The organism is Actinomycetospora straminea (genome assembly GCF_028737255.1).
In the GTDB taxonomy this organism is placed as follows: Bacteria; Actinomycetota; Actinomycetes; order Mycobacteriales; family Pseudonocardiaceae; genus Actinomycetospora; species Actinomycetospora straminea.
The window spans coordinates 615527-639972 of record NZ_JAQZAN010000001.1 but is presented as its reverse complement, the minus strand read 5'-3'; the positions used below and the strand labels follow the sequence as shown (position 1 = coordinate 639972).

The window sequence follows — 24446 nt, the reverse complement described above, 5'->3', positions numbered from 1 at the left end:
ACGCGACACTCCCGACGCGCAGCACCGGGGAGGAAGGAGACGACGATGCTGGACCCCTACGTCCCGCTCATCGTCATGTTCGGTCTCGCGGCCGCGTTCGGGCTGTTCTCGGTGACGGCGGCGCCGTTCATCGGGCCGCACCGCTACAACCGCGCCAAGCTCGACTCCTACGAGTGCGGCATCGAGCCCTCGCCGCAGCCGGTCGCCGGCGGCGGCCGCATCCCGGTGGCCTACTACCTCACCGCGATGCTGTTCATCCTGTTCGACATCGAGATGGTCTTCCTCTACCCGTTCGCGGTGAACATCGACGCGCTCGGGTTGTTCGGCCTCGTCGAGATCGTGCTGTTCGTGGCCACCGTCGCCTTCGCCTACGCGTACGTGTGGCGGCGCGGCGGGCTGGACTGGAGCTAGAAGCATGGGACTGGAAGAGAAGCTCCCGAACGGGATCGTGCTGGCCAGCGTCGAGAGCCTGGTCAACTGGACCCGCAAGGCATCGCTGTGGCCCGCCACCTTCGGGCTGGCCTGCTGCGCGATCGAGATGATGACCTCGGGCGCCCCGCGCTACGACCTCGGCCGGTTCGGCATGGAGGTCTTCCGCCCGAGCCCCCGCCAGGCCGACCTGATGATCGTCGCGGGCCGCGTCACCAACAAGATGGCCCCGGTGCTGCGCCAGATCTACGACCAGATGGCCGAGCCCCGCTGGGTCCTGGCCATGGGCGTCTGCGCCTCGTCGGGCGGCATGTTCAACAACTACGCGGTCGTCCAGGGCGTCGACCACGTCGTGCCCGTCGACATGTACCTCCCGGGCTGCCCGCCGCGGCCCGAGATGCTCATCGACGCGATCCTCAAGCTGCACCAGAAGATCCAGAACGAGCCGCTCGGGCCGGTCCGCGCCGAGCTCGCGGCCGAGCGCCGCGCCCAGGGCGAGAAGCTCGAGCTGCTGCCCTCCTCGGAGAAGTACGCCAAGAAGGACCGGAAGACGGGGGAGGCGAAGCGCGAGCATGTCTGGTGACGAGAAGCCGCAGGGCACGCCCCAGACGCCCGGCACCGGCGCCGGCGGCGCGAGCGGGCCGACCGGGGCCTCGAACCCCGGGACGGCCGGCACCGCCTTCGGCCCGCAGGAGATCGCCCGCCGCGACGTCAGCGGCTCCACCGCCGGCCGGGCCCGCGAGGGCATGTTCGGCATCCAGGGCTCCGGCGACACGTCGGGCTTCGGCGGCCTGCGCCTGCCCGGCTACGCCCCGGCGCCCGCCGAGCGTCCCTACGGCGGCTGGTTCGACGAGGTCGCCGACGAGGCGGCCGCGGCGCTGGCCGACGACGGCGGCGCCGACCTCGACACGTGCGTGCACCAGGTGACCGTCGACCGCGGCGAGATGACCTGGTACGTCGACCGCGAGCACCTGGTGCGCCTCGCCCGCACCCTGCGCGACGACCCGGGCCTGCGCTTCGAGTTCTGCTCGGGCGTCTCCGGGGTCGACTACGGCGAGGGCGTGCCGCAGCAGCTGCACGTCGTCATCCACCTGCTGTCGATGACCTACCGGCGCCGGCTGCGCCTCGAGATCGCCCTCGACCTCGACGACGCGCGCTGCCCGTCGCTGGTCGAGGTCTACCCGACGGCCGACTGGCACGAGCGCGAGACCTGGGACATGTTCGGCGTGGTCTTCGAGGGCCACCCGAGCCTCACCCGGATCCTCATGCCGGACGACTGGAACGGCCACCCGCAGCTCAAGAGCTACCCGCTCGGCGGCATCCCCGTGGAGTACCACGACGCGGAGATCCCGCCGCCCGACCAGCGGAGGGCCTACACGTGAGCACGAGGGACGACACCCAGACCGGCACCCCGAGCGACCCGTACGCCGCCACCAGCCGCGAGACCACCGAGGGCACCGTCTACACGGTCACCGGTGGCGACTGGGACGAGATGGTCGACCAGACCGCCGGCGACGAGCGCATCGTCATCAACATGGGCCCGCAGCACCCGTCGACCCACGGCGTGCTGCGGCTCGTGCTCGAGCTCTCCGGCGAGACGGTGACCGACGCCCGCCTGGTCATCGGCTACCTGCACACCGGCATCGAGAAGAACTGCGAGTACCGCACCTGGACCCAGGGCGTCACGTTCGTGACGCGCGCGGACTACCTCTCGCCGATCTTCAACGAGACCGCGTACTGCCTGTCGACCGAGCGCCTGCTCGGCGTCGAGGTCCCCGACCGCGCCGCGACGATCCGCGTGCTCCTCATGGAGATCAACCGGATCGGCTCGCACCTCGTCGCGCTCGCCACCGGCGGCATGGAGCTCGGCGCGCTCACCGGCATGACCAACGGGTTCCGCGAGCGCGAGGAGGTCCTGCACCTGCTCGAGTTCCTCACCGGCCTGCGCATGAACCACGCTTTCGTCCGCCCCGGCGGCGTCGTGCAGGACCTGCCCGAGGGCCACGAGGAGCGCATCCGGTCGTTCGTCAAGGTGATGCGCGGGCGGCTGCCCGGCTTCCACAAGCTGCTCACCGGCAACCGCATCTGGCGCCAGCGTCTCGAGGGCGTCGGCTACCTGCCGCTCGACGGCTGCCTGGCGCTCGGCGTCACCGGCCCGATCCTGCGCTCGGCGGGCCTCGCGTGGGACCTGCGCGAGGTCGACCCGTACCTCGGCTACGAGCACTACGACTTCGAGGTCCCCACCGACACCGCCGCCGACAGCTTCGCCCGCTACCTGCTGCGGGTGGAGGAGATGAGCGAGTCGCTGAAGATCATCGAGCAGGCCCTGGAGCGTCTCGAGCCGGGCCCGGTCATGGTCGAGGACGCCAAGATCGCCTGGCCGGCGCGCCTGTCGATCGGGGCCGACGGCATGGGCAACTCGCTCGAGCACGTCCGCCGGATCATGGGCCAGTCGATGGAGTCGCTGATCCACCACTTCAAGCTGGTCACCGAGGGCTTCAAGGTGCCCCCGGGCCAGGCGTACGTGCCGATCGAGTCGCCGCGCGGCGAGCTCGGCGCGCACCTGGTCTCCGACGGCGGCACCCGCCCGCTGCGGGTCCACCTGCGCGACCCCAGCTTCGTCAACCTGCAGGCCGCGCCGGCGATGTCCGAGGGCGGGATGGTCTCCGACGTCATCGCCGCGCTGGCCAGCCTGGATCCCGTGATGGGGGGTTGTGACCGATGAGCCGTGCCCTGGGACCGGAGGCGCCCGCGGCGCCGCCGCAGGAGCCCGAGCACGCGATCGACGAGGCGGGCGGCACCACCGCGCAGCACGCCGGGCTGAGCACGGTCGACACCACGGTGTTCGACGGCGTGCGCGACCGGGCGGCGGCGATCATCGCCCGCTACCCGGAGCCGCGGTCGGCGCTGCTGCCGCTGCTGCACCTCGTCCAGCACGTCGAGGGCCACGTCTCCCGCGCCGGGATCGCGTTCTGCGCGGAGGCCCTGGAGATCACGACCGCCGAGGTCTCGGCGGTCGCGACCTTCTACACGATGTACAAGCGCGAGCCCACCGGGCGCCACCTCGTCAGCGTCTGCACCAACACGCTGTGCGCGGCCCTGGGCGGCGACGCCATCTACCGGGCCGTGGGCGAGCGGCTCGGCGGGATCGGGCACGAGCAGACCAGCGCCGACGGCACGGCCACCCTCGAGCACGCCGAGTGCCTCGCGGCCTGCGACCTCGCGCCGGTGCTGACCGTCGACTACGAGTTCTTCGACAACCAGACCGTCGACTCGGCGCTCGAGATCATCGACGCGCTGCGCCGCGGGGAGAAGCCGCACCCGACGCGCGGCGCGCCGCTGACCGACTTCCGCTCGGTCGAGCTGCTGCTCGCCGGTTTCTACGACGACCCGGCCGTCGGCGGCCTCGAGGCCGTCGCCGGGCCGTCGGCGGCCCCGGAGAGCCTGGCCGGCGCCCGGCTCGCCGAGGAGCGCGGCTGGACCGCCCCCGCGGTGCCCGACGAGGGAGAGAACGCATGACCGACCCCCTCACCCCGGTGCTCACGAAGCGCTGGCTGGGACCGGAGTCCTGGACGCTGCGCCACTACACCGAGCTCGGCGGCTACGAGGCGCTGGACAAGGCGCTGAACACGCCGCCGGACGACCTCGTCGCGCTGGTCAAGGACTCGGGCCTGCGCGGCCGCGGCGGCGCCGGCTTCCCGACGGGCATGAAGTGGAGCTTCATCCCGCAGGCCAAGCCCGGCGAGGAGCCCACCGGTCCGGCCGCGAAGCCCAAGTACCTCGTCATCAACGCCGACGAGGGCGAGCCCGGGACCTGCAAGGACACCCCGCTGATGATGGCGGACCCGCACTCGCTCATCGAGGGCTGCATCATCACGAGCTGGGCGATCCGCGCGCACTTCTGCGTGATCTACGTGCGCGGCGAGATCGTGCACTGCATCCGGCGCCTGCACGCCGCGGTGCGCGAGGCGTACGACGCCGGCCACCTCGGCAAGGACATCCACGGCAGCGGCTTCGACCTCGACATCGTCGTGCACGCCGGCGCCGGGGCGTACATCTGCGGCGAGGAGACCGCGCTGCTCGACTCGCTCGAGGGCCGCCGCGGGCAGCCGCGGCTCAAGCCGCCGTTCCCGGCGACCGCGGGCCTCTACGCCGCGCCGACCGTCGTCAACAACGTCGAGACGATCGCGACCGTCCCGTCGATCGTCACCGGCGGCAAGGACTGGTTCCGGACGATGGGCCGCGAGCGCTCGCCCGGACCGAAGATCTACTCGCTGTCCGGGCACGTGGAGCGTCCCGGGCAGTACGAGGCGCCGCTGGGCACGACGCTGCGCGAGCTGCTCGACCTCGCCGGGGGCATGAAGGACGGCATCCCGCTGAAGTTCTGGACGCCCGGCGGCTCGTCCACCCCGCTGCTCACCGCCGACCACCTCGACGTCCCGCTGGACTTCGAGGGCGCCACCGAGGCCGGCTCGATGCTCGGCACCACCGCGCTCATGATCTTCAACGAGACCGTGTCGGTCCCGTGGGCGGTCATGAAGTGGACGGAGTTCTACGAGCACGAGTCGTGCGGCAAGTGCACGCCGTGCCGTGAGGGCTGCTACTGGCTCGCCGGCATCCTGCGCCGCATGGTCGACGGCGAGGGCACCGAGTCCGACATCGACACGCTGCTCGACGTCTGCGACAACGTCCTCGGGCGCTCGTTCTGCGCGCTCGGCGACGGCGCGGTCTCGCCGATCACGAGCGGCATCAAGTACTTCCGGCAGGAGTTCGTCGACCTCTGCACGGCGCAGCAGCGCCACCCCGAGGTCGACCGGATCGTCGAACTGAGCGGAGCCAGCGCGTGACGGCGGCGTCAGAGAAGGCATCGGAGGCCCCGGCGAAGCCCTCGGAGCGGGACGACCTGCCGCCCGTCCCCGAGGGGCACGTGCGGCTGACCATCGACGACCGCATCGTCGACGCCCCGCAGGGCGAGCTGCTGATCCGCACCTGCGAGCGGCTCGGCATCGTCGTCCCCCGCTTCTGCGACCACCCCCTGCTCGACCCGGCCGGCGCCTGCCGCCAGTGCCTGGTCGAGGTGGAGATGGGCGGGCGCAAGATGCCCAAGCCGCAGGCCAGCTGCACGATGACCGTCGCCACGGACATGGTCGTCAACACCCAGATGACCTCGGCGGTGGCCGACAAGGCGCAGCAGGGCGTCATGGAGCTGCTGCTCATCAACCACCCGCTCGACTGCCCCGTCTGCGACAAGGGCGGCGAGTGCCCGCTGCAGAACCAGGCGATGTCGTCGGGGCGGGCGGAGTCGCGGTTCGTCGAGGAGAAGCGGACGTTCGCGAAGCCGCTGCCGATCTCCGACGAGGTGCTGCTCGACCGCGAGCGCTGCGTGCTCTGCCAGCGCTGCACCCGGTTCTCGCGCCAGATCGCCGGTGACCAGTTCATCGAGCTGCTCGAGCGCGGCGCGCACCAGCAGATCGGCACCGAGGAGACCGCCTTCGGCGAGGGCGAGGACTTCCAGTCCTACTTCTCCGGCAACACCATCCAGATCTGCCCGGTCGGCGCGTTGACCTCGGCGTCCTACCGCTTCCGCTCGCGGCCGTTCGACCTGGTCTCCACGCCCGGCGTCGCGGAGCACGACAGCTCGGGCGCGTCGGTGCGCCGCGACTGGCGGCGCGGGGCGGTGACCCGCGTGCTCGCGGGCGACGACCCCGAGGTCAACGAGGAGTGGATCGACGACAAGACCCGCTTCGCGTTCCGGTACACGCAGTCCGCGCAGCGGATCACGCGGCCGATGGTCCGGGGGGAGGACGGCGCGCTGGTCGAGGCCTCGTGGACCGAGGCGCTCGAGCGCGCGGCCGCCCTGCTCGTCGCCGCGCGCGACGGGTCGGGTCCGGCGCCGGTGGGCGAGGACGGCGAGGAGCTCGCGCCCAAGCGCGGTGTCGGCGTCCTGCCCGGCGGCCGCCTGACCCTCGAGGACGCCTACGCCTACGCGAAGTTCGCGCGCCTGGCGCTGGGCACCAACGACGTCGACGCCCGCGCGCGGGCGCACTCGGACGAGGAGCTCGACTTCCTCGCCGCGCACGTCGCGGGCACCGGCCTGGGCGTCACCTACGGCGACCTCGAGGAGGCGCCGGCCGTCCTCACCGTGGCCCTCGAGGTCGAGGAGGAGGCGCCGATCGTCTTCCTGCGGCTGCGCAAGGCCGCGCGGACGGGCACGGCGGTGCACCACCTCGGCCACTGGTCGAGCCCGGCCGTCGTGAAGACCGGCGGGCGGCTGGTGCGCTGCGCGCCCGGCCAGGAGCCCGCGGCGCTCGCCTCCCTGCCCGACCCCGTCGCCGAGGCGCTCGCGCAGCCCGGCGCCGTGGTGCTGGTGGGGGAGCGGGCGGCCGAGGTCCCCGGCCTCTACGCCGCGGTGTCCGACCTGGTCGCGCGCACCGGGGCCCGCGTCGCCTGGGTGCCGCGGCGCGCCGGCGAGCGCGGCGCGGTGGACACCGGCCTGCTGCCGACGGTGCTGCCCGGCGGCCGCCCGGTCGCCGACGACGCCGCGCGTGCGACTCTCGCCTCCTCCTGGGGTGTCGCCGACCTCCCCGCGACGCCCGGCCGCGACGCCACCGCGATCCTGCGCGCGGCCGCGGACGGCGAGCTCGCGGGCCTCGTGGTCGGCGGCGTCGAGCTCGCCGACCTGCCCGACCCCGACCTCGCGCGGGCGGCGCTCGCCGCGGCCGACGTCGTCGTCAGCCTCGAGCTGGCCCACTCCGAGGTCACGGCCCACGCCGACGTCGTCCTGCCGGTGGCCCCGGTCATCAACAAGGCGGGGACCTACCGCAACTGGGAGGGCCGCGACCGGCGGTTCGCCACCACGATCGACCCGTCCGGCGGCTCGGCCGGCCGGGTCGGCGGGACGGCGGCGACGACCCTGCCCGACTGCCGGGTGCTCGACACCCTCGCCGTCGAGATGGACGTCGACCTGTTCACCCAGACCCCCGAGGTCGCGGGCGCCGAGCTCGCCCGCCTCGGCACCGGCCGGCCCGCCACGCGGGGCGCGGTCCGCGCGCCCGAGCACGCCGAGCACGCCGAGCACGCCGGGCAGCCGGCAGCCACGGGCGACAACCCCGAGCTCCGCCTCGCCTCCTGGCGCCAGCTCCTCGACGGCGGCGCGCTGCTGGCCGACGAGCCCGACCTCGCCGGCACGGCCCGCCCGCCGCGGATCCGGCTCTCGGCGACCACGGCCCGCCGCCTCGGGTTCGCCGAGGACGACCCCGCCGAGGTCGAGGGCCCGCGTGGCTCGCTGATCCTGCCGGTGGAGGTCGCCGACCTCCCCGACGACGTCGTCTGGGTGCCCGCGCGGGTGCCGGGCGAGAACGGCGTCGTCACCCTCGCCGGTCTCGGGCTGGGCCACGGCGGGCCCGTCCGCCTCGGTGGCGGCAGCCCCTCGCACCCCGGGAGCCCCTCGTGAACCCGATGCCCCCGCCGGGGTACACGCAGACCCTCATCGCCGACGACCCGTTCTGGCTCACGGCGATCAAGGTCCTCGTGATCTTCGCCGGCCTCATGCTGGTCACGCTGTTCATGATCTGGTTCGAGCGCCGGGTCGTGGGCCGCATGCAGCAGCGGCCGGGCCCGAACTGGAACGGACCGTTCGGGCTGCTCCAGTCGCTGGCCGACGGGCTCAAGCTCGCGTTCAAGGAGGACATCCGCCCGGTCCTCGCGGACAAGGCGGTCTTCTTCATCGCGCCGGTGCTCTCGGTGGTGCCCGCGTTCGTCGCGTGGGCGGTGATCCCGCTCGGCCCCGAGGTCTCGATCTTCGGCGAGCGCACCGCCCTGCAGCTGACCGACCTGCCGGTGGGCGTGCTCGTCGTGCTCGCCTGCTCGTCGATCGGCGTCTACGGCATCGTGCTCGCCGGCTGGGCGTCGGGCTCGCCCTACCCGCTGCTCGGCAGCCTGCGCAGCGCCGCCCAGGTCATCTCCTACGAGCTCGCCCTCGGCCTGTCCATCATCGCGGTGGTCCTCTACGCGGGCTCGCTCTCGACCGCCGACATCGTCGCCGCGCAGTCGACCGGCTGGTACGTCTGGCTGCTGCCGGTGAGCTTCCTGATCTTCGCGGTGTCGATGGTCGGCGAGACCAACCGCGCGCCGTTCGACCTCCCCGAGGCCGAGTCGGAGCTGGTCGGCGGCTTCCACACCGAGTACTCGTCGCTGAAGTTCGCCCTGTTCTTCCTCGCCGAGTACGTCAACATGGTCACCCTCTCCGCGGTGGCCACGACGCTGTTCCTCGGCGGCTGGATGGCCCCGTGGCCGCTGTCGCTGATCCCCGGCGTCAACGAGGGCTGGCTGCCGCTGGTCTGGTTCTTCGGCAAGACGCTGGTGTTCCTGTTCGTCTACGTCTGGCTGCGCGGCACGCTGCCCCGGCAGCGCTACGACCAGTTCATGCGCCTGGGCTGGAAGCTGCTCATCCCGGTCAGCCTGCTGTGGCTGATGCTGGTGGCGACGCTGCGGGTGCTGCGCGCCGAGCTCACCACCGGCCAGATCCTCATCGTCGGCGGCGTGGCGCTCGTGCTGCTCGTCGGCGCGGCCCTGCTCATCCCGGACCAGGCGCCGCCGGACGAGGACCCCGAGCCGACGATCGTCACCGATTACCCCGTCCCGCCGCTCGACCTGGCCGTCCCGCCGACGCCCAAGCGTCGCCGCCGGGCCGTCGCCGGGTCCCGGGAGAAGGACCCGAGCGGCGAGACCGTGTCCGCCGGCGCCAGCCGGGAAGGAGAGCCCTGATGGGCCTGTTCGACGGGGTCGCCGGCTTCGGCGTCACCTTCTCGACGATGTTCCGCAAGGTCGTCACCGAGGACTACCCGCGGGTGAAGAAGGTGACCGCCCCGCGCTACCACGGGCGCCACCAGCTCAACCGCCACCCGGACGGCCTGGAGAAGTGCGTCGGCTGCGAGCTGTGCGCCTGGGCCTGCCCGGCCGACGCCATCTACGTCGAGGGCGGGGACAACACCGACGAGGAGCGCTACTCGCCCGGTGAGCGCTACGGCGCGATCTACCAGATCAACTACCTGCGCTGCATCGGCTGCGGGCTGTGCATCGAGGCGTGCCCGACGCGGTCGCTGACGATGACCAACGAGTACGAGCTCGCCGACGACGACCGCCAGGACCTGATCTACGACAAGGAGCGCCTGCTCGCCCCGCTGCTGCCGGGCATGGAGCAGCCGCCGCACCCGATGCGCCTCGGCGCCGACGAGCAGGACTACTACGTGCAGGGCCCGGAGATGGCCCGGCGCTCCGACGTCCAGGACGCGGTGCGCGACGAGGTCGTCATGGCCCCGGCGCGCGAGCCGGCGCCGCAGGACGGCGTCTCGACCGAGGCCGTGGAGCAGAGCTCGGTGACGAGCACCGGGGAGAAGCGGTGAGCGCCGTCGGCGCGATCGCCGCCGCGGCGCCGATGACCGGCGGCGGGGAGATGAGCACCGGCGAGTCGGTGGCGTTCTGGATCCTCGGCCCGGTGGCCCTGGCCGGCGGCCTGGGCATGGTCTTCGCGCGGAACGCGGTGCACTCGGCGCTGTGGCTCGTCCTGACGATGCTGAGCCTGGGCGTGCTCTACATGGTCCAGCAGGCGCCGTTCCTCGGGTTCACGCAGATCATCGTCTACACCGGCGCGATCATGATGCTGTTCGTGTTCGTGCTGATGATGGTCGGGCGCGACGCCTCGGACTCCGTGGTCGAGGTGCTGCGCGGCCAGCGCCTGGCCGCCGCCGTCCTCGGCGTCGGGCTGGGCGGGCTGGCCGTCGCCGCGGTCGCCGAGACGCTGACCGCCGTCGGCCCGGTGGGGCTCGGCCCGGGCTACGGCCCGGAGGCGCGCGGCAACGTCCAGGCGCTGGGCACCAGCATCTTCCGCGACTACCTGCTGCCCTTCGAGCTGACCTCGGCGCTGCTCATCACCGCCGCCGTCGGCGCGATGGTCTACACGTTCGCCGGCCAGGTCCGCCGGAAGCAGGCGGGCCAGCGCGAGCGCGTCGTCGAGCGCCTGCGCGGGCCGCTCGCGCAGTACGGCTCGCGCTCCGGGCCCGGCGTGTTCGCCACCGCCGACTCGGTCGCGACCCCGGCCCTGCTCCCCGACGGCTCGGTCGCCCCGGCCTCGCTGTCGAGGATCATCGAGGCGACCCGCCGCGAGCGCCTCGACGCCGACATCGCCGACGTGGCGTCCGAGAGCGGCCCGGCCGGCGAGGTCGACGCCCGGGCTCTGCGGGGCGGCGACGGTCACGGCGACGGTCACACCGACGGGCACGCCGGGCACGACGTCGGCAGCACCCACGACCGGCTCAGCGAGGGCTCCCACCGCGCGACCGGCGAGAGCGAGGGAGCCCGATGAGCCCCACGGTCTACCTGCTGCTCTCCGCGCTGCTGTTCGCCATCGGCGCGGTCGGCGTGCTGGTGCGGCGCAACGCGATCGTCGTGTTCATGTGCATCGAGCTCATGCTCAACGCGGTGAACCTGACGCTCGTCACCTTCTCCCGCATCAACGGGTCGCTCGGCGGCCAGATCATGGCCTTCTTCGTCATGGTCGTCGCCGCGGCGGAGGTCGTCGTCGGCCTCTCGATCATCATGGCCATCTTCCGCACGCGCCGGACGACCTCGGTCGACGACGCCAACCTGCTCAAGTACTGAAGGGGGTCGAAGAGACGTGTCGCCTCTGCTGGCCGCCGCTCCGCTCCCCGAGGTGCTCCCCGCCGAGGGAGCCGCGGGCGCGGCCTGGCTGCTCGTCGCGCTGCCCGCGCTCGGCGCGCTGGTGCTGTTCGTCGGCGGGCGCCGCACCGACCGCTGGGGGCACCTCCTCGGCGTCGCGACCGTCGTCGCGTCCTTCGTCGTCGCCGTCGTGCTCTTCGCGGGCTCGCTCGCGCTGCCGGCCGAGGAGCGGGTGCGCGACCTCGGGCTCTACGAGTGGATCGCCGTCGGGTCGCTGAACGTCGAGTTCGGCCTGCGCATCGACCCGCTGTCGCTGACGTTCGCGCTGCTCATCACCGGTGTCGGGTCGCTGATCCACATCTACTCCGTGGGCTACATGTCCCACGACCCGGACCGGCGGAAGTTCTTCGCGCAGCTCAACCTGTTCGTCGCGGCGATGCTCGTGCTCGTCCTCGGCAACGGGTTCGTGACGCTCTACCTCGGCTGGGAGGGCGTCGGCCTCGCGTCGTACCTGCTCATCGGCTTCTACACGGGACGCCGGTCGGCGGGGAGCGCGGCCAAGAAGGCGTTCCTCATGAACCGGGTCGGTGACGTCGGGCTCGCGCTCGCGATCTTCCTGCTGTTCGTGGAGCTGGGCACCACGCAGTACGCCGAGGTGTTCGCCCGGGCCGGTGAGATCTCGCCCGGCGCGCTGACCGCGATCACGCTGCTCCTGCTGCTCGGCGCGTGCGGCAAGTCCGGCCAGTTCCCGCTGCAGGCCTGGCTCCCGGACGCCATGGAGGGCCCGACCCCGGTGTCGGCGCTCATCCACGCGGCCACCATGGTCACCGCCGGCGTCTACCTCATCGCCCGGTCGAACCCGCTCTACGACCTCGCGCCGGTGGGCCAGCTCGTGGTGACCATCATCGGCGCGATCACGCTGCTGATCGGGGCGATCGTCGGCTGCGCCTACGACGACATCAAGAAGGTGCTGGCCTACTCCACGGTGAGCCAGATCGGCTACATGATGCTCGCCGTCGGGCTCGGGCCGGTCGGCTACGCCGCGGCGATCGCGCACCTGCTGACCCACGGCTTCTTCAAGGCGGGCCTGTTCCTCGGCGCCGGCTCGGTGATGCACGGGATGGCCGACGAGACGGACATGCGCCGCTTCGGCGGGCTGTGGCGGCACATGCCGGTGACGTTCTGGACCTTCACCGCGGGCTTCCTCGCCCTGATCGGCTTCCCGTTCTTCTCGGGCTTCTACACGAAGGACCTCATCATCGAGGCCTCGCTGACCGCGGGCCCGGTGGCCGGCTGGATCCTCGGCGGGGCGGCGCTGCTCGCGGCCGGGCTGACGGCGTTCTACATGACGCGCCTGATGCTCATGACCTTCTTCGGGCCCGAGCGCTGGCGCGACCTGCACCCGCGCCGCATCGACGCCGCGGACCTCGAGGACCCGCCGGAGCACTACCACCCGCACGAGTCGGTGGCCTCGATGACGGTGCCGATGATCCTGCTGGCCATCGGGTCGGTCGGGGCGGGCGCGTTCCTCGTCGGCGGCGAGCGCCTCGGGCACTACCTCGAGGCGTCGCTCGGCGTCCCCGTCGAGCCCTACGACGTCCCGGCCGTGTTCTACGTCGGCCTGGTGCCCTACCTCGCCACCGCGCTGATGCTCGTCGGCGCCGGCACGGCGTACCTGCTGGTCGGGCGCCGCGAGGTGCCGGTCGAGCGGCCGCAGCGGGTCAGCCTGCCGGTCCGCGCCGCGCGCGCCGACCTGTTCGCCAACGCGATCAACGAGGGCCTCATCGCCCGCCCGGGCATCTGGCTCTCCCGCGCGCTGGTCTACCTCGACAACCGCGGCGTCGACGGGGTCGTCAACGGCACCGCCGCCATGCTCGGCGGCACGTCGGGCCGGCTGCGGCGCACGCAGACCGGCTTCGTCCGCTCCTACGCCCTGACCATCCTCGGAGGTTCCGTCGTGCTCGTCGCGGCCCTCCTCACCGTCGGCGGTCTCGGCGGATGAGCGCGCTGCTCCTGGCCCTGCTGCTGGTCCCGCTCGTCGGCGCCGCCGTGTGCGGTGCCCTGGCGACCCGTGAGGACCTCGACCGCGCCGGCCGGATCGTCGGCCTCGCGTTCGCCGCGGTCTCGCTCGTGCTCGTGGTCGTCGTCTGGTCGCAGTTCGCGACCGGCCCGGGCACGCCGCGCTTCCAGTTCGCGCTGTCGGTGGACTGGATCCCCGCGTTCGGGACGCGCTTCGCCCTCGGCCTCGACGGCATCGCGCTGACGATGATCGCGCTGCTCGCGGTCCTCGTGCCCGTGGTGCTGGCGTTCGCGTTCACCGAGAAGCTGCCCCCGGGCCGCACCGGCGCGGGGTTCACCGCGTTGATCCTCGCGACGCAGGGCGTGCTCGTCGGCGTCTTCGCCGCGACCGACGTGTTCCTGTTCTACGTGCTGTTCGAGGCGATGCTCATCCCGATGTACTTCGTCATCGGGCGCTTCGGCGGTCCGCGGCGGCAGTACGCCGCGGTGAAGTTCTTCCTGTACTCGTTCCTCGGCGGGCTGATCATGCTCGCGTCGGTGATCGGGCTCTTCGTCGCCAGCGACACCCGCCTCGGCGAGGGCACCTTCGACTGGACCGCGCTGCAGGGGATGGCCGCGCAGCTGCCGCTGTCGACCCAGATCTGGCTCTTCCTCGGGTTCTTCGCGGCGTTCGCGATCAAGGCGCCGCTGGTGCCGTTCCACACCTGGCTGCCCGACGCCGGTGCCGAGGCCCCGATCGCGGGCGGCATCATCCTGCTCGGCCTGCTGGACAAGGTCGGCACGTTCGGCTTCCTGCGCTACACGCTGCCGCTGTTCCCGGCGGCGTCGCAGGAGCTCGCGCCGCTGGTGCTGACGCTCGCGGTGATCGGCGTGCTCTACGGCTCGCTGCTCGCCGCCGCGCAGACCGACCTCAAGCGGTTCGTCGCCTACACCTCGATCGCGCACTTCGGCTTCATCGCGCTCGGCATCTTCGCGTTCTCGTCGCAGTCGATGGTCGGGTCGTCGCTGTACATGGTCAACCACGGCATCTCGACGGCGATGCTCTTCCTCGTCGTCGGGCTGCTCATCCGCCGCGGCGGGACCTCCGCGATGACCGAGTACGGCGGCGTCGGGCGGGTCGCGCCGCTGCTGGCCGGGATGTTCCTCATCGCCGGGCTCTCGACGATCTCGCTGCCGGGCACCAACTCGTTCATCAGCGAGTTCCTCGTCCTGCTGGGCGCGTTCCCGCGCGAGCCGGTGTTCAGCGTCATCGCCACCGTCGGCATCGTCTTCGCCGCCCTCTACATGCTCTGGGTCATCCAGCGCACGATGACCGGGCCGCTGCGCGGTGCCGCCGTGGTCGGTGACGGGCCGGGCGCGGCGTCGGCGGCGACGTTCGGCGGGTCCGGCGGCGACACCGGAAGCGACGCCGACGAGTCCTGGATGCGCCGCACCACCGCCCGCTTCGGCGACCTGACCCGGGGCGAGGTCGCGGTGCTCACCCCGCTGGTCGCCCTCGTCCTCGTGCTCGGGTTCTTCCCGGGCCCGGTCCTCGAGGTCCTCGACCCGACGGTGTCGGCGACCCTCAGCGAGGTCGGCGTCGCCGACCCCGTGACCCCGAACGGAGTGCCGCGATGACGGGTCCCCTGGCGCCCGCGTTCCCGACGGTCGACTACGGGGCGCTGGCCCCCGTGCTCATCGTGCTCGGCGCCGCGTGCCTCGCGGTCCTGCTCGAGGCGCTGCTGCCGATGCGGGTGCGCGGGCGGGTGCAGCTCTCGCTGACGCTCGTCGCCGTCGTCGCGGCCCTGCTCGCGGTGATCGTGCGGGCCACCTCGGGCGCTCCCGCGGTGTCGACGCTCGCCGGCGCGATCGCCGTCGACGGGCCGGCGCTGTTCCTCTGGGGCACGCTGCTCGCCCTCGCGGTGCCCAGCGTGCTGCTGCTCGCCGACCGCTCGGTCGAGCCGGGCGGGGCGTTCCTCGCCGACCCGGTCGCGCTCGGCGAGGCCGAGGCCGAGCAGCGGGCCCGCGAGAAGGCCGGGGTGGGCGCGCGCAGCGGCTCGTCGGGCTCCTCCGGCCGCGCCGGCGGGTCGTCGGGCGGGCGCCTGACCGGCCGCGGCGGCCAGCCCGTCGAGGGCCACACAGAGATCTACGCGCTCGTGCTGTTCGCGCTGGGCGGCATGCTCGTCTTCTGCGCGTCCGACGACCTGCTGACGATGTTCGTCGCGCTCGAGGTGCTCAGCCTCCCGCTGTACCTGCTCTGCGGGCTCGCGCGGCGCCGGCGGCTGATGAGCCAGGAGTCGGCGGTCAAGTACTTCCTGCTCGGCGCGTTCTCGTCGGCGTTCTTCCTCTACGGGCTCGCGCTGCTCTACGGCTACGCGGACTCGGTGAAGCTCACCGACATCTCGCTCGCCGCCGCGGGCTCGCTGCGCCCGGACTCGCTGCTGTTCGGCGGGCTCGCGCTGCTGGTGGTCGGGCTGATGTTCAAGGCCTCGGTGGGCCCGTTCCACACGTGGACCCCGGACGTCTACCAGGGCGCGCCGACCTCGGTGACCGCCTTCATGGCCGCCTGCACCAAGGTCGCCGCGTTCGGCGCGATCCTGCGGGTGTTCACCGTCGCGTTCGGCTCCACGGTGTGGGAGTGGCGCGGGGTGCTGTGGGTCGTCGCCATCGTGTCGATGGTGATCGGTGCGGTGCTCGGCCTCACGCAGACCGACGTCAAGCGCATGATCGCCTACTCGTCGGTCGCGCACGCCGGCTTCCTGCTGCTGGGCGCGATGGCGATCACGCCGGCGGGCCTGTCGGCGACGCTGTTCTACCTGCTCGCCTACGGCTTCACGACGGTCGCGCTCTTCGGGCTGGTGTCGCTGGTGCGCGGGCCCGACGGCGAGGCGACGCACCTCTCGGCGTGGGCGGGGCTCGGGAAGCGCTCGCCGGTGGTCGCCGCGGCGGTGACGTTCCTCATGCTGGCGCTGGCCGGGATCCCGCTGACCAGTGGCTTCACCGCCAAGTTCGCGGTGTTCTCCGCGGCGCTGGCCGACGGCATGACGCCGCTGGTCATCGTGGCCCTCGTGGTCAGCGCGGTCGCCGCGTTCTTCTACCTGCGCCTCATCGTGCTCATGTACTTCTCCGAGCCCGCCGCGGACGGTCCGACGGTCAGCGTGCCTGGCCCGTTCACGACGGTGGCGATCACACTGGGGGTCGTGGTGACCCTGCTGCTCGGCGTCGTGCCGACCGCCGTCCTCGGATGGGCCGACGGCCTGTCCTTCCTGGGCTGATGACCGGCCCCCAACTGACCCAGGTCGCGGGACTGCCGATCTCCGACCCCGACCTCGCCGCCGCCGTGACCGACGGCCTCGACCGCGTCGAGGAGCTGCTGCACCGCGAGGTGCACAGCGACTACCGGTTCGTCACCGAGACGTCGCTGCACCTCATCGACGCCGGCGGCAAGCGCTTCCGCCCGCTGCTGACCCTGCTCGCCGCGCAGGTGGCCGGCGGCACGTCGGAGGACGTCGTGGTGGCGGCGACGTCGGTGGAGCTCGTGCACCTCGCGACGCTCTACCACGACGACGTCATGGACGAGGCCGTCATGCGCCGGGGCGCGGACAGCGCCAACGCGCGCTGGGACAACTCCGTCGCGATCCTCACCGGCGACTACCTGTTCGCCCACGCCTCGCGGCTCGTCTCGCAGCTCGGACCGGACGCGGTGCGGATCATCGCCGAGACGTTCGCGGAGCTCGTCACGGGCCAGATGCGCGAGACGCGCGGGCCCCGGGACGGCGAGGACGCCGTCGAGCACTACCTGGCCGTGGTGGCGGAGAAGACGGGCTCGCTGATCGCGACCTCGGGGCGCTTCGGGGCGATGTTCGCGGGCGCACCCGACGAGCACGTGACGGCGATGCGGCGCTTCGGGGAGATCATCGGGACGGTCTTCCAGGTCTCCGACGACATCATCGACATCGCCTCGCCGTCCGGGGCCTCGGGCAAGACCCCGGGCACCGACCTGCGCGAGGGCGTGCCGACGCTGCCGGTGCTCTACGCGCTCGCCGGGGACGGCCCCGAGGTGCCGCGGCTGCGCGAGCTGGGCGTCGGCAGCCGCGAGCTCGGCGACGACGAGGTGGGCGAGGCGCTGGAGCTGCTGCGTGGCTCGCGGGGCCTCGACGAGGCGCGCCGGGCCCTCGACGAGCGCGCCGACGCCGCCCGCGCCGAGCTCGCGACCCTGCCCGACGGTCCCGCCCGCCAGGCCCTCGCCGCCCTCCTCGACTACACGGTCGCCCGCACGAGCTGACCTCCGTGCGTGATCTTCTGAGCCATCGCTCGGAAGATCACGCACGGACGGGACGGGCGCGCAGGGCGTCGGCGGTGAACACGACGAGCGCGGCCCAGACCAGCGAGACGCCGATCCAGCGCGACGCCGGCATCGGCTCGCCCGCGACGAACACGCCCCAGAGGAACTGCAGCGTCGGGTTGACGTACTGCAGCACGCCGAGCGTGGCCAGCGTCAGCCGCTTCGCGCCGGCGGCGAAGAGCAGCAGCGGCAGCGCGGTGACGGGCCCGGCCGCCATCAGCAGCAGCGCGTGCCCGACGCCGTGGCCGGTGAACGTGCCCGCACCGGTCGCCTGCAGCCACACGATGAACACGATCGCGAGCGGCCCGAGCAGGAAGCCCTCGGCGGTCAGCCCGGGCACCGGGTCGAGCGGGACGCGCTTCTTCACCAGCCCGTAGACCCCGAAGCTCATCGCGAGCACGAGCGTGATCCACGGCAGCCGCCCCGTGCCGACCGTCAGCACGACGACGGCGACCACGGCCAGCCCGATCGCCACCCACTGCACCGGCCGCAGCCGCTCGCGCAGCACGAGTACCGCGAGCAGCACCGAGATCAGCGGCGTGCCGTAGTAGCCCAGCGCGGCGTCGACGACGTGCCCGTGGGTGGTCGCCCAGATGTAGACGCCCCAGTTGACGGCGATGAGCACCGACCCGGCGAGGATCAGCGCCCACGTCCGCCACGCGAGCCCGCGGAGGTCCGCCCACCGCCGGGCGACGGTGATGACGCCGAGCATCCCGATGAGCGTCCACGCGACGCGGTGGGCCACCGACTCGACGGCGTCGGCGGGCGCGAGCAGGGGCCAGAACGCCGGCGAGAGCCCCCACAGCGAGTACGCCGCGAGCGCCGCGGCGTACCCCCGCCCCGCACCCGACACCGGCGCCCGGACCTCGGGCGCGGTGTCGGGCGCGGTGCTACTGCTCGTTCTCGGGCTCCGGCAGGACCGCCCAGGTGTCCCGGCCGGACAGCAGCGCCTGCAGGTCGTCGCCCCGCTGCTGCGCCTGCTCCGTGGCCGCGGCGACCTGGGCGCGGGCGCCGTCGTCGTAGGTCGGGCGGTCGACCTTGCGGAAGATGCCGGTGACGGTGTGGGTGAGGTCCTGATCCGACAGCCGCGAGAGCGCGAAGGACTGGGTCGGGTCCTCCTCGCCGGCGCGGTGGACGACGACCGCGTCCTGCCCCACGTCGGCCACCTTCGCCACCTCGAGCCCGCCCGTCGCCGAGCGCACGACGCCGTACTCGCCGTCGTTGCCGAAGGTGATGGGCTCGCCGTCGACCAGCTTGATCAGCCGCTCGGCCACGTCGTCGCCCTTGCGCAGGACGTCGAACGAGCCGTCGTTGAAGATCGGGCAGTCCTGGAAGATCTCGACCAGCGAGGCGCCGCGGTGCGCGGCGGCCTGGCGCAGGACCTCGGTGAGGCCCTTGCGGTCGGAGTCCAGCGCGCGGCCCACGAACGTCGCCTCGGCGCCGAGCGCCAGCGACACCGGGTTGAAGGGGGCGTCGATCGAGCCCATCGGCGTCGACTTGGTGACCTTGCCGGTCTCCGACGTCGGCGAGTACTGGCCCTTGGTCAGCCCGTAGATCCTGTTGTTGAACAGCAGGATCGTGATGTTCATGTTGCGGCGCAGCGCGTGGATCAGGTGGTTGCCCCCGATCGACAGCGCGTCGCCGTCACCCGTCACGACCCACACCGACAGGTCCGGGCGCGTGACCGCGAGCCCGGTGGCGATCGTCGGCGCGCGCCCGTGGATCGAGTGCATGCCGTACGTGTCGAGGTAGTACGGGAAGCGCGACGAGCAGCCGATGCCCGAGACGAACACGATGTTCTCGCGCTTGAGGGAGAGCTCCGGCAGGAACGAGCGCACCGACGCGAGCACGGCGTAGTCGCCGCAGCCCGGGCACCAGCGCACCTCCTGGTCGGAGGTGTAGTCCTTGGCCTTCTGCGGCGCGTCGGTGGTCGGGACGAGGTCGAGACCGCCGACCCCGGGGGTCGGCAGATCGGTGGCCGTCATGCGGGCAGATCCCCCTTCACGGCGTCGGTGAGGACGCCGGCGAGCTCCTCGGCCTGGAACGGCAGGCCGGCGACCTTGGTGTAGGAGTGCGCGTCGACGAGGAACTTCGCGCGCAGCAGCATCGCCAGCTGGCCGAGGTTCATCTCCGGCACGATCACCCGCCGGTACGAGCGCAGCACGTCCCCGACGTTGCGCGGCAGCGGGTTGAGGTGGCGCAGGTGCGCCTGGGCGACCGACATCCCGGCGGCGCGCACGCGACGGCACGCGGCACCGATGGGCCCGTACGACGAGCCCCAGCCCAGGACCAGGACCTCGGCGTCGCCGGTCGGGTCGTCGACGGTGAGGTCGGGGACCTCGATGCCGTCGATCTTCGCCTGGCGCAGCCGGACCATGCGGTCGTGGTTGTCCGGGTCGTAGGAGATGGTCCCGCGCCCGTCGGCCTTCTCGAGGCCGCCGATGCGGTGCTCCAGCCCGGCGGTGCCCGGGATGGCCCACGGCCGCGCGAGGGTGTCGGCGTCGCGCAGGTAGGGCCAGAACTCCCCGGAGCCGTCGGGGGCGTTCGCCTCGGTGGCGAAGGTGACCGAGAGGTCGGGCAGCGTCGCGACGTCGGGGATGCGCCAGGGCTCCGAGCCGTTGGCGATGGCGCCGTCGGAGAGCAGGAACACCGGGGTGCGGTAGGTCAGCGCCATCCGCACGGCGTCCAGCGCGGCGTCGAAGCAGTCGGCGGGCGACTGCGGGGCGATGATCGGCACCGGCGCCTCGCCGTTGCGGCCGTACATCGCCTGCAGCAGGTCGGCCTGCTCGGTCTTGGTCGGCAGGCCGGTCGACGGCCCGCCGCGCTGCACGTCGAGGATCAGCAGCGGCAGCTCGAGGGCCACCGCCAGGCCGATCGTCTCGGACTTGAGCGCGACGCCCGGGCCCGACGTCGACGTGACGCCCAGCGCCCCGCCGAACGACGCGCCCAGGGCGGCACCGATGCCCGCGATCTCGTCCTCGGCCTGGAACGTCGTGACGCCCATGCCCTTGTGCTTGGAGAGCTCGTGCAGCACGTCCGACGCCGGCGTGATCGGGTAGGTGCCGAGGAAGACCGGCAGCTTCGACTGCTGGCTGGCGGCCACGACGCCGTAGGCGAGCGCGAGGTTGCCGGTGATCTGCCGGTAGGTGCCCTCGGCGAGGCGCGCCGGGGCGACCTCGTAGGTCACCGCGAAGCTCTCGGTGGTCTCGCCGTAGTTCCAGCCGGCCCGGAAGGCGAGGATGTTGGCCTCGGCCAGGTCGGGCTTCTTCGCGAACTTCTCGCGCAGGAACTGCTCGGTGCCCTCGGTGCCGCGGTGGTACATCCACGACAGGAGGCCGAGCGCGAACATGTTCTTCGCGCGCTCGGCGTCCTTCTTGCTCATCCCGGTCGGCTCGAGCGCGCCGCGCGTCAGCGTCGCCATGGCGACCTGGTGCGTCGTGTACGGCTCCAGCGAGTCGTCCTCGAGCGGGTTCGACTCGTAGCCCACCTTGGCGAGGTTCCGCTTGGTGAACTCGTCGGTGTTGAGGATGAGGATCCCGCCGTGCGGCAGGTCCTTCAGGTTGGCCTTGAGCGCCGCCGGGTTCATCGCCACCAGTACGTCGGGGCGGTCGCCCGGCGTGAGGATGTCGTAGTCCGCGAAGTGGAGCTGGAAGCTCGACACCCCGGGAAGCGTCCCGGCAGGGGCGCGGATCTCGGCGGGGAAGTTCGGCAGCGTCGCGAGGTCGTTGCCGAAGGCCGCGGCCTCCGAGGTGAACCGGTCGCCGGTCAGCTGCATGCCGTCACCCGAGTCACCCGCGAAGCGGATGACCACGCGGTGGGTCTGGCGCACCTCCCGACCGGCCGGCCCGACGGCGGCGTCAGTGCTCATCGAGCTCTTCCCGTCCCTTCACGTGACGTGGGTCGGTTCCTCTGTAGGAGCTGACCACCCAGGCTAACCTCATCGCGCACGCGATCTCCGGCGGCTGGTCGCGGGTCACACGCTGGACCGTGCAAGCTCCGATCAGGTCCGGGTGCCGCGCCGTCCCTGCGCCGTCCGGGGGCCGAGCTACTTCTTCCCGGTGGCTTCCCGCACGCGCGCGAGCCCCTCGCGGAAGCCCTCCGAGCGCAGCGACTCCAGCTGCGGGCCGACCTCGACGGCGACGGCGTCGCGGTGGCGGTCGAGCCGCCCGGTCGCGCGCAGGCTCGCCTTCGTGGCGACGACCAGCTCGCGCGGCGCCGCCCCGGCCACCGCGGCCATGCGCAGCGCCTCGGTGACCGCGGCGGAGCGCCCGTCGGACCCCTCGCCGGTCGCCACCCGCAGCACCAGCCCGACCTCGGCGGCGCGCGCCGCGTCGAGGCCCTCGCCGCCGAGCAGCATCGCCGTCGTCACCTGCGGGCCCATGAGGCGCTGCGCCATCCACGTCATGCCCCCGCCGGGGTGCACGCCCAGGCGCAGGAAGCCGGGCTCGAAGCGGGCGCTCTCGCCGGCGATGCGCACGTCGGCGGCGAGCGCCAGGTTGAGCCCCGCGCCGACCGCGGGCCCGTCGACCGCCGCGAACGTCGGCAGCGGGCACTCCGCCAGCGCCAGGAACCCGGCGTAGATGTGCTCGAGCGCGTCCGGGCCCGCCTCGCCCGCGGCCGCGAGCTCGTCGAGGTCGCCGCCGGCGCAGAAGGCGGGCTTGGGGTCGTCGTCGCCGGTGACCACGACGGCGTGCACCGACGGGTCGGCCGCGACCTCGCCCAGCACCGCGACCAGGCGCTCCGAGAGCGCCGCGGTCATCGCGTTGCGCCGCTTCGGGTCGGAGACGGTGAGGAGGGCGGTACCGGCACGGGCACCGTCGAGGCGTTCCACACGGACGTCCGGGGAGGTCATGGGGTCAGCATGCCGTCCGCGTGACGCGGCTCGCGGCCCGGGAGCCGTCCCCGTCGGTAACGTGCGGTGCGTGCCGATCTCGATCGAGCCGCCGGCGGACGCCGAGGCGCCGCAGCGCAACCCCAAGGCGCCCGCCCCGGGCGAGCGCACCACGTCCCACTTCGAGGGCTGCCGCGGCTGCGGCGACGTGCCCGGCAGCCTGCGGGTGCGCTCGTGGGTCGGTGACGACGGGGTGTCGGTGATCAGCCGCTTCGACGTCCTCTCCGAGCACCAGGGGGCGCCGGGTCTCCTGCACGGCGGCATGCTCATGACGGCGTTCGACGACGCCCTCGGCACGGCGTACACGCAGGTCACCCGGTCCGCGGTGACGGCGCGGCTCGAGACCGACTTCCGCCGGCCGGTGCCCGTCGGCGCCACGGTGTGGCTGCACTCGCGCGTCGACGCCCGCCAGGGCCGCAAGATCTACGTCTCCGGCGAGGCACGCCTCCACGCCCTCGACGGGGAGGTCGTCGGCACCGCCCGGGCGCTGTTCCTCAAGGTCGGCGTCGAGCACTTCCTGCGCCACGGCCGCCCCGAGGACCTCGAGGCCCTGGGCGCCTCCCGCGAGGTGATCGAGGCGGCGCGCGGGGCGGGCTGAGCGCGGGAACGGGCGGGCGCGCCCCGGCGTTGACCCGGACGGGAGATCCGTCCGAGGGGAGGTACCGGTGCGCAACGGGCTGAAGACGGCCGCGCTGCTCGGTCTGATGAGCGCGATCGTGCTCCTGATCGGCTCGCTGTTCGGGCGCACCGGGCTGCTGGTCGCGCTGGTCGTGGCCCTCGGCGTCAACGGGTACGCGTACTTCTTCTCCGACCGCATCGCCCTGCGCGCCATGCACGCCCGCCCGGTCGGCGAGGCCGAGCAGCCGGCGATGTACCGCATCGTGCGCGAGCTCGCGACCGACGCGCACCAGCCGATGCCGCGCCTCTACGTCAGCCCCACCGAGGCGCCCAACGCGTTCGCCACCGGCCGCAACCCGCGCAACGCCGCCGTCTGCGCGACGACGGGCATCCTCACGCTGCTCGACGAGCGCGAGCTGCGCGGCGTCCTCGGCCACGAGCTCTCGCACGTCTACAACCGCGACATCCTCATCTCGTCCGTGGCGGGCGCCCTGTCGAGCGTCGTGTCGTACCTGGTCCTGGCCGCGCAGCTCTTCGGCGGCAACCGGAACCTGCTCGCGACCATCGCGGTCGCCGTCATCGGGCCGTTCGCGGCGGCCATCATCCAGATGTCGATCAGCCGGTCGCGGGAGTACCAGGCCGACGCCAGCGGCGCGACGCTCACCCACGACCCGCTGGCCCTGGCCTCGGCGCTGCGCAAGCTGCAGTACGGCACGGCCGTCGCGCCCCTGCCGCCCGACCCGCAGCTGGTCAGCCAGTCGCACCTGATGATCGCCAACCCGTTCCGGGCGGGCGAGGGCCTCTCGCGGATGTTCTCCACGCACCCGCCGCTGGACGACCGGATCGCGCGCCTCGAGGCGATGGCGCGGGGTTGACGCCCGCTCGAGCCGGCGATCAGATGACCGCAGCGTCGCGTCCGGGCCGGTGTCAGACCGGCGGATGGAGGCGCCGGAGCCCTGGAGCGACCCACCCCGTGGCCGTTCGCATCGACCACCTCGAGGTCATCACCCGCCGGTACGGGTCCGGTGGGTGAGGTCCGGCGGGCCGGCGTCGGCGACGCGGCGACCGTCGCCGGCCTGCTCCACGACTTCAACACCGAGTTCGCGACCGAGACCCCCGGCGTCACGGTGCTGACTCGGCGGCTGCGGCAACGGCTGGCCGGCGACGACCTCGTCGCCCTGGTGCACGGCGAGCCCGCCGACGCGCTCGCCGTCGTCTCGTTCCGGCCCAACGTCTGGTTCGACGCGCCGGTCGCGCTGCTCGACGAGCTCTACGTGCGCCCGGACCTGCGCGGACAGCGGATCGGGCACGCGCTGCTCGAGGCCGTCGAGGCCCTGGTGGACGGGCGGGGCGGGCGGATCGTCGAGGTCAACGTCGACGGGGAGGACACCGACGCACGGCGCTTCTACGCCACGCACGGCTACCTGTTCATCGAGCCCGGGGCGAGCGAGCCGAGCTACTACTACGCCAAGGAGTGGTGAGGACCCC

At 72.9% G+C, this 24446-nt stretch carries 22 protein-coding genes; 18 read left to right on the top strand and 4 right to left on the bottom strand.

All coding sequences use genetic code 11. The features are described 5' to 3' along the window. The first annotated feature begins 45 nt into the window (after positions 1-45). The 15 genes from PH190_RS03035 to PH190_RS02965 are packed head-to-tail and all read left to right on the top strand — an operon-like array spanning position 46 to position 17389. The gene (locus PH190_RS03035) at positions 46-411 is read left to right on the top strand and encodes an NADH-quinone oxidoreductase subunit A (RefSeq protein WP_274200491.1); all 366 of its coding nucleotides are present in this window, start codon (positions 46-48) and stop codon (positions 409-411) included. 4 nt (positions 412-415) lie between these two features. Beyond that, positions 416-1012, top strand: coding sequence for a NuoB/complex I 20 kDa subunit family protein (locus PH190_RS03030; protein ID WP_274200492.1), 597 nt, complete (start codon positions 416-418; stop codon positions 1010-1012). Continuing rightward, positions 1002-1811, top strand: coding sequence for an NADH-quinone oxidoreductase subunit C (locus PH190_RS03025; protein WP_274229996.1), 810 nt, complete (start codon positions 1002-1004; stop codon positions 1809-1811). The genes PH190_RS03030 and PH190_RS03025 overlap by 11 nt, the downstream gene beginning before the upstream one ends. Further along, positions 1808-3154 (top strand): NADH-quinone oxidoreductase subunit D, encoded by a 1347-nt coding sequence (locus PH190_RS03020; protein WP_274229995.1) that lies wholly within the window; start codon positions 1808-1810, stop codon positions 3152-3154. The genes PH190_RS03025 and PH190_RS03020 overlap by 4 nt, the downstream gene beginning before the upstream one ends. After that, a complete protein-coding gene (gene nuoE / locus PH190_RS03015; protein WP_274229994.1) occupies positions 3151-3948 on the top strand; it encodes an NADH-quinone oxidoreductase subunit NuoE in 798 nt (265 codons plus the stop codon). The genes PH190_RS03020 and nuoE overlap by 4 nt, the downstream gene beginning before the upstream one ends. Continuing rightward, a complete protein-coding gene (gene nuoF / locus PH190_RS03010) occupies positions 3945-5276 on the top strand; it encodes an NADH-quinone oxidoreductase subunit NuoF (protein ID WP_274229993.1) in 1332 nt (443 codons plus the stop codon). Before nuoE ends, nuoF begins: the two co-directional genes overlap by 4 nt. Positions 5277-5332: 56 nt before the next feature. Further along, positions 5333-7882 (top strand): NADH-quinone oxidoreductase subunit G, encoded by a 2550-nt coding sequence (locus PH190_RS03005; RefSeq protein WP_274230058.1) that lies wholly within the window; start codon positions 5333-5335, stop codon positions 7880-7882. A 5-nt stretch (positions 7883-7887) separates the two neighbouring features. Next, positions 7888-9195, top strand: a complete 1308-nt coding sequence (gene nuoH, locus PH190_RS03000; RefSeq protein WP_274230057.1) for an NADH-quinone oxidoreductase subunit NuoH — start codon at positions 7888-7890, stop codon at positions 9193-9195. Further along, entirely contained in the window at positions 9195-9833 is a 639-nt protein-coding gene (gene nuoI / locus PH190_RS02995) for an NADH-quinone oxidoreductase subunit NuoI (RefSeq protein WP_274229992.1), read from the top strand. The genes nuoH and nuoI overlap by 1 nt, the downstream gene beginning before the upstream one ends. A gap of 32 nt (positions 9834-9865) precedes the next feature. Beyond that, positions 9866-10792 (top strand): NADH-quinone oxidoreductase subunit J, encoded by a 927-nt coding sequence (locus PH190_RS02990; RefSeq protein ID WP_420791563.1) that lies wholly within the window; start codon positions 9866-9868, stop codon positions 10790-10792. Beyond that, positions 10789-11088, top strand: coding sequence for an NADH-quinone oxidoreductase subunit NuoK (nuoK, locus tag PH190_RS02985; RefSeq protein ID WP_274229991.1), 300 nt, complete (start codon positions 10789-10791; stop codon positions 11086-11088). Before PH190_RS02990 ends, nuoK begins: the two co-directional genes overlap by 4 nt. A 25-nt stretch (positions 11089-11113) precedes the next feature. After that, positions 11114-13108 (top strand): NADH-quinone oxidoreductase subunit L, encoded by a 1995-nt coding sequence (gene nuoL / locus PH190_RS02980; RefSeq protein WP_274230055.1) that lies wholly within the window; start codon positions 11114-11116, stop codon positions 13106-13108. Continuing rightward, positions 13105-14742 carry an NADH-quinone oxidoreductase subunit M gene (locus tag PH190_RS02975; protein WP_274229990.1) on the top strand — a complete coding sequence of 546 codons (1638 nt, stop codon included), beginning with the start codon at positions 13105-13107 and terminating at the stop codon, positions 14740-14742. The genes nuoL and PH190_RS02975 overlap by 4 nt, the downstream gene beginning before the upstream one ends. Beyond that, positions 14739-16379: an NADH-quinone oxidoreductase subunit NuoN gene (gene nuoN / locus PH190_RS02970; protein WP_274229989.1), complete on the top strand. Its 1641-nt coding sequence runs from the start codon at positions 14739-14741 to the stop codon at positions 16377-16379. The genes PH190_RS02975 and nuoN overlap by 4 nt, the downstream gene beginning before the upstream one ends. Next, positions 16379-17389 carry a polyprenyl synthetase family protein gene (locus tag PH190_RS02965; protein WP_274229988.1) on the top strand — a complete coding sequence of 337 codons (1011 nt, stop codon included), beginning with the start codon at positions 16379-16381 and terminating at the stop codon, positions 17387-17389. The genes nuoN and PH190_RS02965 overlap by 1 nt, the downstream gene beginning before the upstream one ends. A gap of 37 nt (positions 17390-17426) precedes the next feature. On the opposite strand, the gene rarD is transcribed toward PH190_RS02965, so the two are convergent. The 4 genes from rarD to PH190_RS02945 all read right to left on the bottom strand — a co-directional run bounded on the left by rarD (position 17427) and on the right by PH190_RS02945 (position 22301). Further along, on the bottom strand, positions 17427-18302 hold the full coding sequence (gene rarD / locus PH190_RS02960) for an EamA family transporter RarD (RefSeq protein WP_274229987.1): 876 nt from the start codon (positions 18300-18302) through the stop codon (positions 17427-17429). 37 nt (positions 18303-18339) lie between these two features. Further along, complete coding sequence (locus PH190_RS02955; protein ID WP_274229986.1) at positions 18340-19434, bottom strand: 2-oxoacid:ferredoxin oxidoreductase subunit beta; 1095 nt, start codon at positions 19432-19434, stop codon at positions 18340-18342. Beyond that, positions 19431-21317: a 2-oxoacid:acceptor oxidoreductase subunit alpha gene (locus tag PH190_RS02950; protein WP_274229985.1), complete on the bottom strand. Its 1887-nt coding sequence runs from the start codon at positions 21315-21317 to the stop codon at positions 19431-19433. Before PH190_RS02950 ends, PH190_RS02955 begins: the two co-directional genes overlap by 4 nt. Positions 21318-21494: 177 nt before the next feature. Beyond that, positions 21495-22301: an enoyl-CoA hydratase-related protein gene (locus tag PH190_RS02945; RefSeq protein WP_274229984.1), complete on the bottom strand. Its 807-nt coding sequence runs from the start codon at positions 22299-22301 to the stop codon at positions 21495-21497. Between the two features lie 70 nt (positions 22302-22371). Here PH190_RS02945 and PH190_RS02940 point away from each other — a divergent pair, with 70 nt between their 5' ends. The 3 genes from PH190_RS02940 (at position 22372) to PH190_RS02930 (ending at position 24439) form a co-directional block, all read left to right on the top strand. Then, complete coding sequence (locus PH190_RS02940; RefSeq protein WP_274229983.1) at positions 22372-22938, top strand: PaaI family thioesterase; 567 nt, start codon at positions 22372-22374, stop codon at positions 22936-22938. A 67-nt stretch (positions 22939-23005) separates the two neighbouring features. Next, the gene (gene htpX, locus PH190_RS02935; protein WP_274229982.1) at positions 23006-23833 is read left to right on the top strand and encodes a zinc metalloprotease HtpX; all 828 of its coding nucleotides are present in this window, start codon (positions 23006-23008) and stop codon (positions 23831-23833) included. A gap of 150 nt (positions 23834-23983) precedes the next feature. After that, on the top strand, positions 23984-24439 hold the full coding sequence (locus tag PH190_RS02930) for a GNAT family N-acetyltransferase (protein ID WP_274229981.1): 456 nt from the start codon (positions 23984-23986) through the stop codon (positions 24437-24439). Positions 24440-24446 lie beyond the last annotated feature (7 nt).

Coding starts and splice junctions, on each gene's coding strand:
- PH190_RS03035 (WP_274200491.1), top strand. CDS start 46: ATGCTGGACCCCTACGTCCCGCTCATCGTCATGTTCGGTCTCGCGGCC.
- PH190_RS03030 (WP_274200492.1), top strand. CDS start 416: ATGGGACTGGAAGAGAAGCTCCCGAACGGGATCGTGCTGGCCAGCGTC.
- PH190_RS03025 (WP_274229996.1), top strand. CDS start 1,002: ATGTCTGGTGACGAGAAGCCGCAGGGCACGCCCCAGACGCCCGGCACC.
- nuoE (WP_274229994.1), top strand. CDS start 3,151: ATGAGCCGTGCCCTGGGACCGGAGGCGCCCGCGGCGCCGCCGCAGGAG.
- nuoF (WP_274229993.1), top strand. CDS start 3,945: ATGACCGACCCCCTCACCCCGGTGCTCACGAAGCGCTGGCTGGGACCG.
- nuoH (WP_274230057.1), top strand. CDS start 7,888: ATGCCCCCGCCGGGGTACACGCAGACCCTCATCGCCGACGACCCGTTC.
- nuoI (WP_274229992.1), top strand. CDS start 9,195: ATGGGCCTGTTCGACGGGGTCGCCGGCTTCGGCGTCACCTTCTCGACG.
- PH190_RS02990 (WP_420791563.1), top strand. CDS start 9,866: ATGACCGGCGGCGGGGAGATGAGCACCGGCGAGTCGGTGGCGTTCTGG.
- nuoK (WP_274229991.1), top strand. CDS start 10,789: ATGAGCCCCACGGTCTACCTGCTGCTCTCCGCGCTGCTGTTCGCCATC.
- PH190_RS02975 (WP_274229990.1), top strand. CDS start 13,105: ATGAGCGCGCTGCTCCTGGCCCTGCTGCTGGTCCCGCTCGTCGGCGCC.
- nuoN (WP_274229989.1), top strand. CDS start 14,739: ATGACGGGTCCCCTGGCGCCCGCGTTCCCGACGGTCGACTACGGGGCG.
- PH190_RS02965 (WP_274229988.1), top strand. CDS start 16,379: ATGACCGGCCCCCAACTGACCCAGGTCGCGGGACTGCCGATCTCCGAC.
- PH190_RS02955 (WP_274229986.1), bottom strand. CDS start 19,434: ATGACGGCCACCGATCTGCCGACCCCCGGGGTCGGCGGTCTCGACCTC.
- PH190_RS02950 (WP_274229985.1), bottom strand. CDS start 21,317: ATGAGCACTGACGCCGCCGTCGGGCCGGCCGGTCGGGAGGTGCGCCAG.
- PH190_RS02945 (WP_274229984.1), bottom strand. CDS start 22,301: ATGACCTCCCCGGACGTCCGTGTGGAACGCCTCGACGGTGCCCGTGCC.